An 18614-nucleotide genomic window follows, 5' to 3' on the forward strand; every position below is an offset into this window, starting at 1 on the left:
CAGCCTCTTCCTTTCACATTTGATTCATCATCTGATACATAGGCAAGAGCATAGATAAATACACAATTAAGATCACTGCAGCAACAAATCCATAAATCATCGGCTGAAGGATTCCTGTCCATTTTTGCGCCTTGTGTTCCAGCCTCTGCAATATGAATTGGCTATATGTGAAAAGCTCCCGATCCAGTCGGCCGCTCAGCTGGCCGTGAGATATGGCTTTTGAAAAATCAGCTTCATAAAAAGGGCTTTCACAAATAGCAGCTTCTATTGATTCACCAGCTTTTAGCCGTTCAATCACTTGTTCAGCTTCGCAGCGGTAGAAAGGGAGAAACGTTTGATGTTTAAATGCGTTAAGGCTGTCATAAATTGAGAGACCTGATTTTAAAAGGCTGCTTAGCTGCAAAGAAAAAAAGTAGCTGTTAAACAGCCTGACAAGATTTCCAATCAAAGGGATCCTGACACAAATAAGCATTTGCCGGGCAGGTGATTTTTTCTTAAACACAAGCCAATAATAAAGGCCGATACCTGCTGCAAAAAGAGCTGCCAAAATAATCACAAGATCAATATGCTGAAAAAAAGAAAAAAGTATGTCAGTTGAACGTGAGGTTTCCATATTCATCGATTGATAAATACCGGAAAACTGAGGAATAATGATGGACTGTAACATATAAAACATGACAGCGACCGTAAAGATGAGGAAAAGCGGATATCGCAGCACCCTTTTCACCTGGTCTGCCTGTGCAATTTTTCGTTTCAGCAGCTCTCCGCTCTGGATCATGGAGGCAGGCAGTTCACCATGCGTTTCAGCAAAGTAACAAATACCTACGGCTTCCTTATGAAATGACAAACTCTTTAGTACTTGATAAAACGGCGCCCCTTCCCTCAAACGAGTGACTGCATCAATCAAATCAGCCACTTGCCTCTTATTCAGCTGGAGTTCCATCAGGCGTAAGCCATCCAGAAGCGTATACCCGCCCGCCGTCATTTCACCGAGCCGCTTCAATAACTGGGCTTGATCCTTTAACGGCCATGTTTTTCTAATCTGTTTCATGATAAACCCACCGGTCATAGTTGTTTGTCGTCAAGTAGCCAAGCGCAATTCCCTTTCTGATAATTTGCCGAAGTGTTTGATATTGATAATTTGCATGATTTCCTTTTGCCTCCTGGATACATTGCTGAAGATTTTTTCCGTACAGGAGCTCATAAACGCTTGCTCTCCTGGCGTTTCGTGACTGGCGGCAATACACCGATGAACATCTGTTTTCACAAAACGGGCAAGCCAAATCAACTAAGCGCTGAGCCGCTATTGCAATGACAGTCTGTTCGATTTCATTCATATTGATGCCGAATTCAAGCAGCCTGTAAATTGCCCCCTTCGCATCTCTCGTATGAAGGCTCGTCAGCACCAGATGTCCAGTCAGCGCTGCCCGTACCGCAATTTTGGCTGTTTCCGCGTCTCTGATCTCACCTAAAATAATCATATCCGGGTCATGGCGCAAAATAGCCTTCAGCCCTGCGGAATATGTCACACCTGCTTTTTCATTCACCTGCACCTGAAGAACATCCTCGTCCCTTGTTTCAACAGGGTCCTCCAGTGTAACAATATTTCGATTAAAGTGTTTTTTTGCATATTGAACAAGAGAGTATAGTGTGGTCGTCTTCCCTGACCCAGTCGGCCCGGTAAAAATGAGCATGCCGTGGGAATGTTTTAAAAATGAGAGTAAGGTGGCTCCTGTCTTCGGAAATAATGACAGCTTATCAATCGAAGGGATATTGTATTGAGGCATCACTCTAATCACGAGGCTTTCTTCATTAATTGTGGGAAGCGTCGACATTCTTAAATGAACATTCCCCTCCTCAAGCTTTAACGTAAGCGAACCATTTTGCGGCTTTCGTCTTTCCCCTATGTCCATCGCTGAGAGGAATTTAAAATGTGAAATGAGCCTTACACACTCTTCTTTTTTCATATTCCTTTTTTTCAGCAAGGCATGGTCAACCCGAAAATGAATGGTGGCGTCCCGCTCCCTCGGCACAATGTGAATATCAGAAGCCTTTGTTATATATGCCTCTTCTATCAAGGTTCTGCTGATTTTTTCTATTGAATCCAATTTGATTCCCTCTCCTTTCAATGCGTATTGTAGAAAAAGAACGACAGGTAATCAAACGGAGAAAAATTGATTTCCTAAAAGTGTTATGTACCGAAAAATCAATTTCTGCTGGCAAGAAAGACCATTTCAGCTAAATGTACCTGCTTGATTTCATTCTTTTTCTCAATAAAAAAGCAGGCATGATGATCACATGCCTGCTTCACTCCATCTTGCATTATGCTGATTTAGAAATTACACTTAATGCTTCTCCGGCTTTTTGGTCAGTATTTTTCTCAATGGAAAGATCACCCAACGCAATAATACCGGCAATTCGTTCATTTTCAAGAATCGGTAAACGGCGGATTTGGTGCTCTGCCATAATCTGACCCGCTTCTTCAGCAGACATATCAGGATGGCCTGATACGATGTCAGCGCTCATGATGTCACTTGCTTTTGCATTCATCTGATTTTCAGCTAAGCATCTCGTCACAATATCCGATCAGAAACAATCCCCTGAAGTCTGCCATTTTCACAGATTGGAATAGAACCGACATTGGAGCCTCTCATCTTTTTCGCTAGTGCCGTGATTGAAGCGCTTGGTTCACAGCATTCTACATTCTTTGTCATGATGTCTCTTATTTTCATTCCCATTCCTCCTTTACCGTATTCTTTATCCGTTGCTCAAAAAATCAAACAGCCCTACAGTATCTGCCTTTTTCGAGATTTCTTTTTCTCCTTCCGTTCCTGCAGCATATCTCCCGTCCAGCCTTTTTTCTTCAAATATAAGTAGATCAGGACCGTAGAAGTAATAATCAATAAGAGAGAAAAGAGATACCCGTATTTCCAATTCAGCTCAGGCATTACCGAAAAGTTCATGCCCCAAAGGGCCCCCAGAGCTGTAATCGGCGTAAATAGCGTCGTAAAAATAGTCAGCGCTTTTACAATTTCGTTTCCCCTATGCGAGGTAATGACTTCCTCTGAATGCAGCAGATTGTTAAGCTCCCCTTCAAATTCGCTGATGTATGTAAACCCCCTGTCAATTTTCAGGTCTGTCCGCTGATAATCCTTTTTTCCTTCATTTTGAGGCAAAAAGGTTTCTTTCAACGCCATTTCAATTTTTTTGGCGCTTAGGATTAAGTTTTTCCAGATCATCAGTTCATGGCGCAGGAGATGGACGCGGTTTAAAATGCTTTTGCTATTGTCGTCTTTGATTTGCCATCGGAGCGTTCTCAGCTTTACTTCAAATTCATCAACACCGATTAAATATGCATTCATTAGTTCACCGAGAAGAATCAAAAACCCCTCAATGGCATTGTCCGCTCTTTCCATTTGCCGGACAACCTCTTTTCCCTTAATCCCCTTCAAAATCGAGAAGTCAAAGTTAATCGTAAAAAAATATTGCCTGGTAATATAAAAGTGAAAAACGGTATGGTCTTTTTCCTCATCAATTCCCTGATCATATATGATCGAGCCAAATACCGCTTCATTTTCCGTTTCAGTCGTATCTACGCGCAAAAAATTAATATGATGGTTATTTTCAAACCACTTTTCACATTGAGGCCAGTGAGAAAAATGGATCAGATCTCTTGCCTTATCTCTTTCCTGAGGCCCCATTTGGTACCAAAACCAATCCTTTCCCGTATGTGCCTTCATGTCAAGCTCCTCCAAACTTTAGTTCTTTCATTATTTAATTGCCCAAGAAAGGCATCGCTAAACCAGTCAGCCGCTTCAACACATGTTTTGTGACCATTTTCCGGTGGTATGGAATGTAGAAAGACATCGGAAAAGGGAGGTGCATGCCTTCCTTGGAGAAGGCAGTTGTTGTGGAATTTGTCAACTTACTAGCAGTCGCTATTCTTATTTTGTTAACAGGATTTTTTGTCGCCGTAGAATTTTCAATTGTAAAAGTGCGGCGTTCCAGAATTGATCAGCTTGTCGCAAAGGGAAAGAAAGGTGCAAAAGCGGCAAAGCATGTCATTACTCACCTTGATGAATATTTGTCAGCCTGCCAGCTGGGCATCACAGTCGCAGCTTTAGGACTGGGCTGGCTTGGGGAACCGACTGTGCAAACCCTGCTTCGGCCGCTTTTCCATAAAGCAGGCTTAAACGAATCGCTTACCCACCTTCTTTCACTTGTCATCGCCTTTTTGGCTGTGACATATTTAAATGTTGTCATCGGGGAGCTGGCGCCAAAGAGCTTCGCTATTCAAAAAGCAGAGAGCATTACCTTGATGTTCGCCAAGCCGCTTATTTGGTTTTATAGGCTCATGTTTCCATTCATTTGGCTGCTGAACCACTCTGCCCGGTTAATTACAGGGGCCTTCGGACTAAAGCCGGCATCAGAGCATGAGCTGGCATATACGGAGGAAGAACTGCGGGTTCTTTTGGCTGAAAGCTATAAAAGCGGTGAAATCAGAAAAAGCGAATTAAAATACATGAATAATATCTTCACCTTTGATAAACGAATGGCAAAGGAAATCATGGTGCCTCGAAATGAGATGGTCAGCCTGTCACTTGAGGATGACTCAATTCCAAACCTGCAGGAAACAGTCAAGCAAACAAAATATACACGGTACCCGGTTGTAAGAGAAGATAAAGATAACGTCATTGGCGTCATCAATATGAAAGAAGTGCTGTTTTCAATGCTGTCGAAAAACTTTTCACTCAACAAGCAGCAAATTGAACCTTTCATTCAGCCTGTTATTCATGTCATTGAGACGATTCCTGTTTATAAATTACTGCTGAAAATGCAAAAGGAACGCACCCATATGGCGATTCTCATTGATGAATATGGCGGGACTTCCGGTTTGGTTACTGTCGAGGATATTATCGAAGAAATTGTAGGAGAAATCCGTGATGAATTTGACGCGGATGAAGTGCCTCATATTCGCGAGCTCGGAAAGGATCACTTCTTGCTAAATGCAAAATTATTAATCAGTGATGTAAACAACCTGCTTGGAACAGATTTAGCTGACGCAGAAGTGGACACCTTGGGCGGCTGGTTTCTGACACAAAACATAGACGCAGAGCCTGAAAGTGTCATTGAATATGACGGCTACTCTTTTAAGGTAAAAGACATTGACAGCCACCACATTTTATTTATAGAAGTTAAAAAAGCTGAATAGCCCAGGGGAGGCTGTTCAGCTTTTTTACAGGATGATCATGACTGATTAAACAACGCACATTATGACTCTTCTATCTTAAATCCTTTATTGGCCAGGGCTTTCGCAAGACTTTGCTCGGTTTTCACATTCGAAAAATCCAGACCCAGCTTCACCACAGTTTGGGCAATTTCTGGCCTGATTCCTGAAATAATCGTCTCGATCCCGAGCAGCTTCGTGCTATCAATCACTTTAAAAATTTGATAGGCCACCATTGTATCAACGATGGGAACGCCCGAAATATCTAAAAATAAATACGAGAGCTTTAGCTCTGAGCACTGCTGCAGCACCGACTCCAAAATCGTCCTCGCTCTGTACGTGTCAATTTCACCGACAAGCGGAAGAATCCCTATCCCCTCAGTAATCGGCATAATGGGCGCACTCAATTCATTAATCATTTCTCTTTGAGCGTTTAATTGTATCATGGTCACCTGGTGATATTCTTCCGTAAAGACTTCAATGATCTTATCAATGTTTTGATTCAAGATCCGGCTCCACTCATAAAAGTCCTGAATGCTGATTTCTTGAGAAGAGGCTTCGCTGAATTTCTGAATCCATTCAAACATGATGTGCCTGAAGGCGTTAAACTGGCCGACACTTTCTGTTACCGTCACTTCATGAACGGCACGGTCTCTGGCGCACTGAAGAGACCATCGATTAAGCTCGTCCTTTACGTTTTCTTTTCTAAGGGATTTTGCTACGATGGTCACCAATAATTCATGCTGGTCTTTTAACTTTTGTTCTAGTTTTGGCTGATCTTTCGCTGAATACAGCCAGCTGCCTTTTGACGTACAAACTTCCAGCCATTGCTGCGTGATATCTTCTTTGTGCTCTGTTAAGTGCTGATCAAGAGCTATCATCTTAATGAGTTACCTCCTGTTTTGAAAATGTTTCGCTACATATGTATAACGCGCCTGCCTTTACACATACTATGTTTACATTCAATGGGCTATAGCCAAGCGGTAAGGCAATGGACTTTGACTCCGTGATCGTTGGTTCGAATCCAGCTAGCCCAGTTTCTGAACAGGTGAAAAACCGAAGATAAGCTGATTCATATAAATCAGCGGATCTTCGGTTTTTCATCATGCAGATTGATGAACCGTTTTCTTCTTCGATAACTTCAACAGTTCTCCCGGATTATAACCGATCACCAGCTTTTTGTTGTCCACAAGAATCGGACGACGCAAAAGCTTCGGCTTCTCAATTAACAGTTCAAGCACTTCATTTACCGTCATCTCTTCGATGTTTAAATTTAAATTTTTGAAGGTCTGGCTTCTTGTCGCTAAAATTTCATCAATTCCTTCTGTCGTTAAGGATAAAATATACTTTAATTCTTCTACTGTCGGGGTTTCTCTGAATAAGTGCCGTTCGTTAAAGTCGATTTGATGCGCTTTGAGCCAATGTTTAGTTTTTCGGCATGACGTGCAGCTAGGGTATGAGTAAAAAGTTAATTGTTGTTCCATTCGTTTTTCCTCCTCAGTTAACCATCTCTTTGTAGAATAACTACCCCGATCATTTTTTCTTTAAACCATTTACAGAACTTTTTTTCGGATTATTTTCAAAAAGTTATTCATATAATAGAAAGCACGACCAAAGGAAAAATTCCATATGTATAACAATAATGAAAATGTTTACATTTCTAGGTGGGATCTATTATAATAACAGTCAGAGGGACTCTCGGGAGGGGATAAAAATGAATCGCATGTTCCGGGTGTTAGGATTTTGGACAGGAATTTTTGCAGTCATGTTTTATTTGGGTGATATGAAAGATGCTTCCCTTTTATTTTTTGGACAGACGATCTTATTTGTATTCCTATCGTATTTGAATTTAACTGAACGCATGTATATTTATATTTTTGGCGCTTATTTAACGATTTTCTTTGCCGGCTTTACATATTACTCGATTTTTATTATGGTGCCCGGCGGCGGAGGTCATTAAATGCAAAAAGAGACAAACCTTATCGGTTTGTCTCTTTTTTTACAATGAAAACCCATTTAAAAATGGATTTTGGTCCTGCTCAGTCCGCACATCTGTTTCAGGGCCATGGCCGCTTAACACCAGCGTGTGCTCCGGCAGCGTAAGCAGCTTTTCATGGATGGACGTCAGCAGCGTTTCTTGATTGCCGCCTATTAAATCCGTACGCCCTATGCCGCCTTGAAACAGGACATCTCCGGAAATCACCAGGTCAGCATCCTTCACATAGTAAGAAACACTGCCTGGCGAATGTCCCGGCGTAAATAATGTTTCCAAATGAAACGGGCCTATATTCAGTTCGCCGTCTCCTTCAATCAGATGATCTGCAGGCTTAGCTGTAACTTCTATCCCTCTCAGCATGCCTGATCCGTTTAAAGAGGCATCCGTAAGCCAATTCTTTTCATTCTGATGCAGATAAACAGGGATATCCCATTTTTCTCTCACTTCATCCAGTGCCCCAATATGGTCAAAATGGGCATGTGTAAGCAAAATGGCTAAAGGGGTCAGCCCTTTTTCTTTTATGTATTGATTGATTTTATTTCCTTCGCCGCCCGGATCAAAAATCAGGCATTGATCATCATTAATCAAAAAATATGCGTTCGCTTGAATCGGCCCTACTGGCATTCGTCTCCATTTCACTTGTATCACCTCTTTCTGTTTTATGCTCCTATTATGAGGGTTTTTGAAAAAAGATTCAAACAATCGCAATGAAAACGCTATCGACAAACATTTAAAAAACAGGTAGAATAAAAATGGAAAGAATTGCAGGTTTTTCAATGTAAAGGGGGCTGCGTAATGTTACTTGTCGTGATTTTCGGCCTTGTCGCTCTTTTCGCTTTATGGGGAGTCTTGCGTTCTGTTAAAAATAGAAACATACTTGGATTTTTGTTAGCCGGAGCCACCTTATTTGTCTTTGGCTGGTTTACAGTGATGACCGTGATAAACAGCGGATATCCAACCGCACATTAAAACCTGTATCCAATTGGATACAGGTTTGTTTTTATTGCTGTAAATGTTTATTGACACTTTCTATTTTGCTTTCAAGTGTCGTTTTTTTGTCACGCCTGTCATCGATGCGGATGTTTGTTGCCACTCTATGCAGCCCTTTTTGAAACGGTGCTTCGTGAATGGCCTGGATGACTGTGAAAAGGTCACTGAGTTCTCCCTCGATCAGCGTATTCATCGGTGTCAGCTGATATTTGATTTTTCCTTCAGCTTGATATCCTTCTAAAATCTTTTGCACATCGGCCACGTAAGCACTGACACTAGGTGTTTCCGTTCCGATTGGGATAATGGTTACATCTGCAATAGCCATCGTTATTCCATCTCCTTTTGATCAATGATAAGTTGCTTCATTCCATGTGATTTCAATAAAATGATCTGCTCAAAATGAAAGCCGTATAACGCATATTTCCCGTTTGGAGATATTTGAATCGGCTCCATTTCCGGCAGGGAGAAAAGATCTTTTGTCTTTCCCGACGCCACATTGACAGCTGCAAGCTTATATGCATCGCCGCTTTCTTTAAACGTATAAAACAGGCCTTCTGCTTCATCATAATCATACTCCATCGGAGCCAAACTTGTATATTTCGTTTGGAGCGGCCATTCAACTGTAACTGGAGATTTTGTTTGCGGCGTTTTAAACTGGTACGTCCCTTTTTCTCCGGAAGCTGATTTAACAGCAAAACTCATTTGATGAAAAGAATCAAAGAAGAGAACATCATCCTCGAGCTTCTTTTCCGCTTTGGAGACTGTATCAAACGTATATAAAGGCCCTGACTTATCGTCTCTTCCCTCTTTGACATAATCAAATGTGTTTTTTGAGGTCCAATGAATAAACGGAACCTGTATCGGACTTAAGGAAGACTCGTCTTTTTTGGCATCCACCTGATATGTATGGAAATCCCAGTTTTCAGAGAATACCGTCACCATCATTTGATAAGGGTCATACGGATTCCAAGCAGCCCCGAGCTCATACGTTTCATATTCTTTTTGGTAAAGCGTTTCTCCTTTTGCATTAAGCAAAACCAATGCTGTCTTTTGGCTGTGAGTGATTTGCAGCAGGATCATCTGCTTTTTCTGATTGATTTGAACATCAACGATTTGGCCATCCGTTTGATAAAGCTTTTTCGATTTGCCGGTAAAGATGCGGTACGCAAAAAGCTCCGTTTTCGTCGGATCGGATGCAGAAAATAAAATTGTGCTGTTATTAAGCCAGCCTTCCGCTCCGTCCGCTTTTTCCGCAGAAAGCGGAATGATCTCTTTTTCCTCATCTTTTGCCGCTGATGCCTGTTTTTGCTGCTGATGAGATGATTCGCATGCTGATAAACCAAACAGCAATGCCGACAGCAGAATGAAACAAACTGATCTCATCAGCCTTCCCCTCCAATCATCTATATTGTCGCACATTCTCTGCGGCAGAAAAAAGAAAAAGTTTCAGTTACTCATGAAAAAATAACGCCCTCCACAAAATGCCCTTTGTCGCGTTATAAATATGTGAAAACTGCTGAAACGGCAAAGGATTTTGTCCTCTTCCAAGTTCCACCGTATAGCCTTCTTTAAAATAATGATGGATAAACCAATCGCGGAATCCCGCATAGCTGTCTATATCCCTTACTCCTTTATAAATGTTCCCGCTGACCTCCTCAAAATCCTTTATAACAGCAGCAGATTCTTCAGGCTCAAGACCTTTATAGCCCCAATAAATTTCTTCTCCCTGGGTATGAAGGGCTAGCAATCTGTCAGGCGGATCTTCCGTAATCAACCGGTACATGGTGATGGATTCCGGCTCCGTAAGCGGGGAGAACCCCGGAAAATCCCGGTGGCTGGGTGCTGGCGGCTTGCGGTATTTTTCAATTTCCCATAATGACGGAAATTGTTTATTTAAATCGACTCCGTTTATGTTCGCCTTCCACTCATTAAAATTCGGCCGATGACCATTTAGCCTTTCGAGCTCTTCTTTTCTGGCACCCATGCCTTCTGAACCGTTCAAGACAAGATCAACGCCATCCGGGTTGACAAGCGGAACGAGTGATAAGGCTGTGCTCCTGAACAGCTTCATGGGAGAAAAACCGGAGAAAGGCGAGTTGCAGCATAATGACATACAATATTCCTTAAACCATTTTAGCAGGACAGACGTTGTAATCCACTCATTTGCATGAAATGAGGCGTTCATATGGACCTTTTTTCCGGTATGCTCTCCACCAACCTTCAGCTCCAAAATTGGCCTGCCGAGTACAGAACAACCGATTTCCCGGCATGAGACGAACGGAAACACATCAATGATTTTCTTTATTTCCTTTTCAACAGCTGAATCATCATAAATTTTTTCTTGCTCCACCCAGTTATCTGAAAGGCTTAGCCGCCGAGGCTGTAAAAAGCTCTTTATGTCCTGAATGGTGTGAAGCTCCTTATCGTTTTGCTCTTCAATCATATAACCAGGACAATACAACTGATGCTTCTGTGCCGAGCGATTTGCACTTCTGAGGAGTTCCTCCTCTATTTCCAGCTCTCTTGCCACTCTTGCCAAATTGTGCTTAACCTCAGGTTTCACCGTAATAAACGCCATCATCATCCCCCTTTTTGTTACTATATGACAGCGTGTTTAAAAAAAGAAAGCCTCCCGCTCACTTTGATGCGGAAGGCTTTATGATTACGATGCCTGATCAAGCACTGGCGGTTCTTTTCGTTTTGACGAATTGTCCGGCCTTTTCTGCTCATAAAATCGCAATAAATCTCCATAAATGATTTCATCAGAAAGTGATAGCTCCTGTTTCGCTTTATCAGCAAATGCTTGACATTGTTTTGCCTCTTTTAGCGGCTTGCCGGTCTCTTTGTCATAACAAACACCGTCAGTATATACAACCTCATCCGTGATAAAGCTCCCGTCCCGGAGCACCGTAAAGTCCAGTTTTTCATCTGAAAGCAGATCGTTGCCAAATTGAATGTGATCTTTCGTATCAATCCCTAAAAGATTCATCAGCGTCGGCCTGATATCAATCTGTCCGCCTACTTTTTCAATCGTTTGCGGCTTTTTATCGGTAATACCGGGAATATGGATGACAAGCGGCACTTTTTGGAGCTGCACTTCTTCAAATGGTGTAATCTCTTTCCCTAAAAATTGTCCCATCGCATCATTATGGTTTTCCGATATGCCATAATGATCACCGTATAATACGATAATAGAGTTATCATATAATCCGTCTTCTTTCAGCTTTTCGATAAACCGTTTCAGCGCCTCATCCTGATAGCGCACTGTCGGGAAATATTTGTTTAGCGTTTGGCTGCTTGAATCATATTCATCAATCAATTGATCCTCTTCATCAAGATCAAACGGGAAGTGGTTCGTGAGTGTGATCAGCCTGGAATAAAACGGCTGAGGCAGATTTTTCAACAGCCCTGAAGACTGCTCAAAAAATTCTTTATCCTTCAGCCCCCAGCCAACTGAATTTTTGTCAGTTACATCATACGAGTTTATATCAAAAAACGAATCATACCCAAATGAGTCGTACATTAAATCCCGATTCCAAAAGCTTTTATTGTTAGCGTGAAGCACAGCTGAATAATAACCGTTGTTTTTCAGAATTTCAGGTGCGGCAACGTATTCGTTGCCCGCATTTGTAAAAAACACGGCGCCTCGTCCAAGCGGATACAGTGAATTGTCCACGATAAATTCAGAATCCGATGTTTTCCCCTGGCCGGTTTGGTGGTAAACATTATTGAAATTGTAGCTCTTTTTGATAAAGTCATTTAGAAAAGGCGTGATTTCTTCTCCATTTACCTTTTCATTGATTACAAAGCTTTGCGTCGACTCTAGGGATACGAGGATGACGTTCCTTCCTTTTGCTGCGCCGAATAAGCTTTTGTTGCCATCTTTCGCATTTGCGGTTACGTAGTTCTCAATTTCCGTCAGGCTGTTGCTGTCAGCCAATGCCCTTTGTGCGGACTGCTTTGACTGAAGAACTCCGTCGTAAATATGAAAATTAAACAGGCTGATGTTTTTCACCAGCATTTCCCTGTCAAATGAGCGTGTCAACAGCTGAGGTCTTTCCGCCTCAGACAAGCCCAGATTGAAGAAATAAACAGAAGCAACGAACAGAAAATAAGCCGCCCGTTCATTTTTCGTAGAGGGACTGTCTGATTGAAAAGCTTTTTGCCGGATGTGAAGCCATATTAAAACCGCAATATCTACTGCCAATAGGAGGTCTGTCGGCTCAAGAAGTGTTCCAATGCTGCTTCCGAGATCACCCATATTGCTCGTTTGAAAAAGAACAGGGATTGTTAAGAAATCATTGTAAAAGCGGTAAAAAACCATATTAGCCAGCAATACAAACGTGATAAGACAGCTCATCGCGATAATGTAGCGATTTCTGTTTTTGCCTTTCAAAAACAGGCTAAAGCCAAAAATAAGCAGCAAAAAGCTCAATGGGTTAATAAACAGAATAAATTCCTGCGTCAGATTGTCGATTTTAATATGAAAACTGGTTTTGTATACAGCATACGTTTTCAGCCACATCAATAAAATGGCAATCAGCATAAACGAAATCTTCGAAAAAAACGTTTTTCGCATTACAACCTCCTATGCAGCACGCTAAAAAATCAGTCTATTCCCAACATTCTCATTAACATATCAAATTAAATCTTAACCTGAACATAACGAAAAATCAATTTCATTTACACAAATTTAACAATTTTGGTGTTTCAGCCATTCATTTTTAGCGATCCAAGCGCCACCGATAACACCGGCATCATTTCCAAGTGCTGCGATTGAGATATCAGCCGCTGCGGCTGCACGCGGAAACGCGCAATTGCGGAATGTTTTTTCGACTTTAGATCTCAGCAGTTCTCCGGCTCTCGATACGCCGCCGCCTAGAACGATTTTTGACGGATTTAGCGAGCTTGCCAAATTTCCTAGCACCAAACCAAGGTGCTTGGCTACATAATCAACGACTTCAAGGGCAATTTCGTCACTTTCCCCTGCCGCTTCAAATACATCCCGCGCTGTCAAATCTTCAATTGCTTTTAAACGTGTCGTCTGCTTAGCATTTGCTATTTTCTCTTTTGCAATTCTTACAATTCCTGTAGCAGACGCAATCGTTTCAATACAGCCCGTTTTGCCGCAGTTGCACGGCGCTCCGCCTTCAGGAATGCTGCAAATGTGGCCGATTTCCCCGCCGGCGCCGTTTATGCCATGTACAATTTCACCATTTACAATGATGCCGCCGCCAACTCCTGTGCCAAGCGTCACAAGAATGACGTCCTTCGCGCCGTCACCCGCTCCCTTCCACATTTCCCCGAGCGCAGCAATGTTCGCGTCGTTTTCTATAACAGCCGGAATGCCGGTTTCTGTCTCCAGATGGTTCTTTAACGCATAGTTTTTCCACCCCAGATTTACCGTTTCATAAACGACTCCTGCCGCCATATCCACAGGGCCTGGTGCGCCCATTCCGATGTATTTGAGAATATGCTTCGGTTTTTGCAGTTCATCCAGCTTGCTGTCGATTGTTTTTGCGATTGTCACAGTTATGGTGTCGCCGGTTTTATCAGTCGGGACTTCCCACTTATGCTGAATTTCACCATATTGGTTAATAAAAGCGAGTTTAATCGTCGTTCCTCCCAGATCAATGCCCGCAAACCATATCTCGTCCATTATTATCACCTTAGCCTTTACATAAATCTTTTTCGTTTTTTTGTTTGCTCCAATTCTTTTCGAAGGACAGCTGCCGCTTTGGCCCACTGCTCCTTTTCAATCATATGATTCATGTATAATTCCTTTAATTCTTCCAGCATAAACTCAATTTCAAGCTCTCTATCTCCAAAGTAAACAATGTGGCCAAACGTTTTTAAAAGCTGCTGCACATCATAAAATGTATTCATTTCCCTCACCATTCTTGATCTTAACTATTTAAGCGTATTCACCTGGAAGCAGCCAGTCAAGAAGAAAACGCTGACAAAAAAGCCAGCCTCCTCCCTCTTGGCATATTCCATTCCTTATGATTCTTTATTATTTTCAATTTGCTGCTGAAGCTCTTTGTAGCGCTGCTCCTTCGGCTCCAGTTTTACAGCCGACTTGATGGCCTTCTCTGCTTGAGCAAGCTCATTTTTTTCCGCATACAGCAAGGCTAAATTGTAATATGAAGCATGGTCTTTAGGTTCTTTTTCCACTGCTCTTTCCAAAAGGGAAATCGCCTGATCATATTCACCGATTTGAATATCAGAAACTGCCAGGATTTTCAAAAGATCGACCGAGGCATCTTTTTGCTCTGCTTCCCCGTTCAGCAATTCCGTTACTTCTTCATACTTTCCTTCCTGATACAGCTCGCTTGCCTGCTGAATCAGCGCTGACTCCTGGTGGGAGGGCGAATGCAATCCGTCATATAAAAAACCGGCCGCCAAAGCAATCAGCACAACTGCTGACAATAACCTTTTCCCCAAGGCTCCGGCTTTTGGCAATCCTACTGCTGCAGCGGCGAAAAAGCCGCCAATCAAGCCGCCAATATGTCCCGAATTATCAATATTCGAAACCGCAAAACCAAAGCCCAGATTGATAATAATAATGACAATAATATTGGTTCCAATGGTTCTTAAAAACATTTTCCGATTTGACAAAGCTACATACAACAATGCGCCTAAGCATCCAAATATGGCTCCTGAAGCGCCAGCAGAAGGATACGGGCTGAACACAAAGCTCGCGATCGAACCTGTAATGCCAGCCGCCAGATAAATCAGCAGAAACCTGCCTGATCCGTACATCCGCTCAACGGCTGTACCAACCGACCATAAAGCAAGCGTATTAAAAGCTAAATGCGCTATGCCGATGTGAAGCACAATCGGAGTCAGAAGCCGCCACCATTCTCCGGCTGCAATCAGACTGTTTTCCTTTGCCCCAAAAGCGACCAGGGTCTCTGTATTTGTGCTGCCCCCGTTTATTTCAAGCAAGAAAAACATCAAAATCTGAAGCGCAATGAATAAATATGTAAAGATTGGTTTTCCGTATTGAAAAACCGCCGCTTCATTTTTTCTTCGTTCTTCTTGTTTCCGCACGAGCGAAAGGAAGCGTTCTCTCGCCATTTGTGCGTCTTCGAACGAATTATGGGCTTCAGTGCATTCTTCTCCACGAAATGATGGAAAAACCGCTTGAAGATCACCGCGGAGCATCGTTCCCCTCACGATCGCCGGCTCAACTGATACAGGTCCCTTCTCAAAAGTCTTTTCGGCGATCCCTTCCCAGGCATCAACAGGAGCATCTGCTGAAAAAAGCACATTCAGCAGCCTCAGTTGGCGTTTGCCAAGCGACGCCCGAATTCGTTCTACTCGATCAGCCTGCTCTTCGATATCTCTTACCATTTCTTGCCGAAAATCAAAATCATGTCTATAAAGGCGAACCAGATCGTAAGAAGACTTTCCGGGTGCTTCCAGCCATATTTCATCTGACTCACCGGATTGTATGACACCATACCCGCTATTCACTAGGTGCGCCGCAATGTTCCAATATGTATACTCCAACAAATACATGTTTACCGCTCCAATGGTTTTTTTTCATTATAACAGCTGGGCGCTCCGAACGCCTACTGAAAGCAAAAAATCCCGTTTTTCACGGGATTTTAGAAGGCTTGCTGTATAAACTTATTGCGGATAAACGGAATTCTTAAAAAGAGATGGATAAAAGACCGCCTGATTCCCGGCTGGCTGAGCACGGTATTCATGAGACGGTAGCGGTTTTGATAAAACATAACGGCAGAAACAGCAAAAATGGCATAGATCATAAGTTTTTTCATCATATCCCTCCTGCCATATAGGGTTTGTTATTCTTTCTTATTTATTCTTGAATAAGGTGCAGGAAAGTTATGAAAAACAAGAAATGATCCGATCCTCTGTTATCAGCTTATGTACCGGAATGTCATGCGGCAGGCGGGGAACGTGCGCAAACAGCTGGCACTCCAAAAGTAAAGAAACTGTCTTCCCTTTATAACTGCATAAATAACGGTCATAATATCCGCCGCCAAAACCGATCCTAAACCCGTCAGTATCAAAACAAACACCAGGAACAAGCATCAAGTCAATTTGTGATGGTTTGACTTCTTTTGTTTTTTCAATCACCGGCTCAAGCAGTCCGGCGTAGACGGTTTCGAGCTGATCATCGGTCTGATATAAGCGAAATTGCATGTTCTTCGTGCCCGGATCACATTTTGGTATACAAACTCGTTTCCCTTTATCCCAAGCCTGCTCAATAATGGGACGAGTCGGTATTTCCAGCCCTTTGGAGATCGTAACGGCAATGGTGCTTGCCTTTTCCCACTCCGGCTGTAAAAACAATTGCTTGTACACCCGCGAAGTTTTTTGAAGAAAATCATCATTTGATAAAGCAGATAGGGCTTCCATCGTCTTTTTTCTTAATTGTGATTTCATCTCTCATCCCCCTCGGAATAGAAAAAAAGCCAGAACCTTTTTCAAAGCTCTGGCTTTTTTCTTACACCTCAAACAGCTGGGCTGTTATTTTGTTTCACGGTGTAACGTAGATTTTTTATCACGTGGGCAATATTTTTTAAATTCAACGCGGTCTGGATTGTTGCGTTTGTTCTTTTTAGAAATATAGTTACGCTCACCACATTCAGTGCAAGCCAAAGTAATATTAACGCGCATTATTTTCCCTCCAAACTAAAATCATTTACTTATTCAGACTTATATATAATACCACTATAATGGACGGAATGCTAGGCTGTTTTTCAATGAATTACTGAATTATTAATGATACGCTGATAAAGCTGTAAATAGAATTCCGTAATGAGCCGGGGATGATGAAGTTTAATCACCTGTTCTCTGCCTGCTTCTTTTATCCGGCGGGCTTTTTTCTGATCCTTTAATAGCTTGTCCAGCAGATCAGCGGCTTCCTGTGTGCGCGTAAAATCGAGGGTGATTGCCGTTTTGTCATGAACCGCATAGTCACAAAAGCCGCCTGACGGAGACACGGCAGTCAGAGCACCTTGTTCCATGCTTTCTTGTACAGCAAGTCCAAACGGCTCATAAAAACTAGGGAAAACAGCCAGTTCACAGTGAGACAAAAACGATCCGATATCTCTTCTAGCCAAAAACGGCAGGAACATGACATGTTTCTTGAGGTTCAATGACGCAGCCAATTTCTCATAGGAGGCCAGAAACGGCCCTTCCCCAGCCAGTACCAAATATAGGTCAGGCTGATGCTGCCTCAGGATTGCAAACACCTTTAACAGCTGTGAAAACCCTTTTTCAGGAACAAATCTTCCAAAAGAAAATAGGAACCTTCTATTCATGCTCCTTGGAATTTGCCCCTTCTCTTCCTCCATAGATGCAGGGCTCGGGATAACGGATATGTTTTTACATGCAGTCTTATCAAGAGACCGTTTCATAAAAGTGCTTAATACAATCAGTTCATCAGCGGATTCTATAAGGAGACGTTCGGTCTGCAGCCGGTATGGATGCGGTGCTTCTTGGCACGCCTTCTTCCTCTCGCTTTCAAGACCGTGGATTGTCGCAACAAATGGAAGAGCAAGTCGCTTTTTCAATTCATGAGCGGCAGGGGCTGTCGTGTCGTCATGGGCATGAATCAGATCAAAACGATCATTGCAGGATAACACATGCTGAACCATTGTAAAGTTGGCATCAGCTATGAAATCTTCAAACTGCTCATATGAAAACATCTTCCTGCTTGGAGTGCAAACCGTTATGTTGATATGCGGTTCTAGATAGGAAATAAGACGATTTAAATGGACACCGAGCCCGCTTTTTGGCTCTTGAGGATGTTCAAGAGTCAGCATGAGAACGTTCACCGTTCGTTTTCTCCTCTCTCGTAACAGGTATAGGCAGAAAATTGCTTCTCCCAGCTGCTGCGCGCGTCCCCAGGCTGAAAGCTGTTTATCTCGCTAACCCCATTTTCTTCAAGATAAATGTCCCCTGTATTGGCGAGCCTGAGGGAGACATTCATTGAGTTAATGATTTTGTATTCAGCCCGATATACAGCATTACCCGCCGCATGGCCAATCGTCCATTTCCCTTTATGATACGTTGTGCGTTTTGTCCTGACAGCTTCGATGCCTTTTCTTTTGATGACAATGCGCAATTCTTTTATCATATCCTGAGGTTTTTCAAAAAGCACCGCTTCAGCCAGCCGCATTGTTTCTTCTGAGATCTCCCAGCGTACGGTCAAGGTATGAGCGTTTTGAATCGCCATGTCGAATGTATCCCTAAAAAAGGACAGTTCATGTCGTATATTATAGGGTAGTGGGTATTTATCCATGGACTCCTAACACTCTCCTTTCCTATCATTCACTCGGTGTTCCTATTAAACCATTACATATAGAGGAAGCAAAGAAAGATTTCTCGACAAAATCTCGTTTTTTTCGCGAATTCCTTTAG

Annotated in this window: 21 protein-coding genes, 1 tRNA gene and 1 pseudogene; 4 read left to right on the plus strand and 19 right to left on the minus strand. The window is 42.5% G+C overall.

From position 1 onward, the window contains the following. Positions 1-13: 13 nt before the first annotated feature. The 4 genes and pseudogenes from comGB to corA form a co-directional block, all read right to left on the minus strand. Complete coding sequence (gene comGB, locus MOB98_RS14885; protein WP_268362682.1) at positions 14-1051, minus strand: competence type IV pilus assembly protein ComGB; 1038 nt, start codon at positions 1049-1051, stop codon at positions 14-16. Continuing rightward, the gene (gene comGA, locus MOB98_RS14890) at positions 1038-2108 is read right to left on the minus strand and encodes a competence protein ComGA (protein ID WP_268362680.1); all 1071 of its coding nucleotides are present in this window, start codon (positions 2106-2108) and stop codon (positions 1038-1040) included. Before comGA ends, comGB begins: the two co-directional genes overlap by 14 nt. A gap of 214 nt (positions 2109-2322) precedes the next feature. Further along, a pseudogene (locus MOB98_RS20835) lies at positions 2323-2732 on the minus strand (CBS domain-containing protein). 54 nt (positions 2733-2786) lie between these two features. Next, positions 2787-3740: a magnesium transporter CorA gene (gene corA / locus MOB98_RS14905; protein WP_268362671.1), complete on the minus strand. Its 954-nt coding sequence runs from the start codon at positions 3738-3740 to the stop codon at positions 2787-2789. Positions 3741-3883: 143 nt separating this feature from the next. Between corA and MOB98_RS14910 the strand changes: the two genes are divergently transcribed. Beyond that, positions 3884-5212 carry a hemolysin family protein gene (locus MOB98_RS14910; protein WP_268362668.1) on the plus strand — a complete coding sequence of 443 codons (1329 nt, stop codon included), beginning with the start codon at positions 3884-3886 and terminating at the stop codon, positions 5210-5212. A 59-nt stretch (positions 5213-5271) separates the two neighbouring features. Here MOB98_RS14910 and MOB98_RS14915 read toward each other — a convergent pair whose 3' ends face one another. Further along, positions 5272-6108 carry an STAS domain-containing protein gene (locus MOB98_RS14915; protein WP_268362665.1) on the minus strand — a complete coding sequence of 279 codons (837 nt, stop codon included), beginning with the start codon at positions 6106-6108 and terminating at the stop codon, positions 5272-5274. A gap of 85 nt (positions 6109-6193) precedes the next feature. On the opposite strand from MOB98_RS14915, the gene MOB98_RS14920 reads away from it, so the two are divergent. Next, positions 6194-6264 (plus strand) — tRNA-Gln (locus MOB98_RS14920). 66 nt (positions 6265-6330) lie between these two features. On the opposite strand, the gene mgsR is transcribed toward MOB98_RS14920, so the two are convergent. Then, positions 6331-6711, minus strand: a complete 381-nt coding sequence (gene mgsR / locus MOB98_RS14925) for a transcriptional regulator MgsR (RefSeq protein WP_268362663.1) — start codon at positions 6709-6711, stop codon at positions 6331-6333. 230 nt (positions 6712-6941) lie between these two features. On the opposite strand from mgsR, the gene MOB98_RS14930 reads away from it, so the two are divergent. Next, positions 6942-7187, plus strand: a complete 246-nt coding sequence (locus MOB98_RS14930; protein WP_003226300.1) for a DUF2626 domain-containing protein — start codon at positions 6942-6944, stop codon at positions 7185-7187. A gap of 39 nt (positions 7188-7226) precedes the next feature. On the opposite strand, the gene MOB98_RS14935 is transcribed toward MOB98_RS14930, so the two are convergent. After that, positions 7227-7862, minus strand: a complete 636-nt coding sequence (locus tag MOB98_RS14935) for an MBL fold metallo-hydrolase (protein WP_268362661.1) — start codon at positions 7860-7862, stop codon at positions 7227-7229. Positions 7863-8018: 156 nt separating this feature from the next. Here MOB98_RS14935 and MOB98_RS14940 point away from each other — a divergent pair, with 156 nt between their 5' ends. Then, positions 8019-8192, plus strand: coding sequence for a DUF2759 domain-containing protein (locus MOB98_RS14940; RefSeq protein WP_014114408.1), 174 nt, complete (start codon positions 8019-8021; stop codon positions 8190-8192). 31 nt (positions 8193-8223) lie between these two features. On the opposite strand, the gene MOB98_RS14945 is transcribed toward MOB98_RS14940, so the two are convergent. The 12 genes from MOB98_RS14945 to MOB98_RS15000 form a co-directional block, all read right to left on the minus strand. Next, entirely contained in the window at positions 8224-8538 is a 315-nt protein-coding gene (locus tag MOB98_RS14945) for an MTH1187 family thiamine-binding protein (RefSeq protein ID WP_268362660.1), read from the minus strand. 2 nt (positions 8539-8540) lie between these two features. Continuing rightward, the gene (locus tag MOB98_RS14950) at positions 8541-9596 is read right to left on the minus strand and encodes a hypothetical protein (protein WP_268362659.1); all 1056 of its coding nucleotides are present in this window, start codon (positions 9594-9596) and stop codon (positions 8541-8543) included. 67 nt (positions 9597-9663) lie between these two features. After that, complete coding sequence (locus MOB98_RS14955) at positions 9664-10794, minus strand: M14 family metallopeptidase (protein ID WP_268362658.1); 1131 nt, start codon at positions 10792-10794, stop codon at positions 9664-9666. Positions 10795-10875: 81 nt separating this feature from the next. Further along, on the minus strand, positions 10876-12792 hold the full coding sequence (locus tag MOB98_RS14960; protein ID WP_268367271.1) for an LTA synthase family protein: 1917 nt from the start codon (positions 12790-12792) through the stop codon (positions 10876-10878). A 114-nt stretch (positions 12793-12906) separates the two neighbouring features. Then, a complete protein-coding gene (gene glcK, locus MOB98_RS14965; RefSeq protein ID WP_268362432.1) occupies positions 12907-13872 on the minus strand; it encodes a glucose kinase GlcK in 966 nt (321 codons plus the stop codon). A 17-nt stretch (positions 13873-13889) separates the two neighbouring features. Then, positions 13890-14099: a YqgQ family protein gene (locus MOB98_RS14970; protein ID WP_268362434.1), complete on the minus strand. Its 210-nt coding sequence runs from the start codon at positions 14097-14099 to the stop codon at positions 13890-13892. A 114-nt stretch (positions 14100-14213) separates the two neighbouring features. Further along, positions 14214-15737, minus strand: coding sequence for a rhomboid protease YqgP (gene yqgP, locus MOB98_RS14975; protein ID WP_268362437.1), 1524 nt, complete (start codon positions 15735-15737; stop codon positions 14214-14216). A gap of 89 nt (positions 15738-15826) precedes the next feature. Then, positions 15827-16000, minus strand: coding sequence for a hypothetical protein (locus MOB98_RS14980; protein ID WP_087990719.1), 174 nt, complete (start codon positions 15998-16000; stop codon positions 15827-15829). Between the two features lie 67 nt (positions 16001-16067). After that, entirely contained in the window at positions 16068-16631 is a 564-nt protein-coding gene (locus MOB98_RS14985; protein WP_268362439.1) for a 5-formyltetrahydrofolate cyclo-ligase, read from the minus strand. Positions 16632-16715: 84 nt separating this feature from the next. Beyond that, complete coding sequence (rpmG, locus tag MOB98_RS14990; RefSeq protein WP_003153056.1) at positions 16716-16865, minus strand: 50S ribosomal protein L33; 150 nt, start codon at positions 16863-16865, stop codon at positions 16716-16718. An 83-nt stretch (positions 16866-16948) separates the two neighbouring features. Continuing rightward, positions 16949-18028 (minus strand): glycosyltransferase family 4 protein, encoded by a 1080-nt coding sequence (locus MOB98_RS14995; RefSeq protein WP_268362441.1) that lies wholly within the window; start codon positions 18026-18028, stop codon positions 16949-16951. Next, positions 18025-18495 (minus strand): hypothetical protein, encoded by a 471-nt coding sequence (locus MOB98_RS15000; RefSeq protein WP_268362444.1) that lies wholly within the window; start codon positions 18493-18495, stop codon positions 18025-18027. The genes MOB98_RS14995 and MOB98_RS15000 overlap by 4 nt, the downstream gene beginning before the upstream one ends. Positions 18496-18614: the final 119 nt, after the last annotated feature.

Source organism: Bacillus sp. N13C7 (assembly GCF_026790065.1).
Classification (GTDB): domain Bacteria; phylum Bacillota; class Bacilli; order Bacillales; family Bacillaceae; genus Bacillus.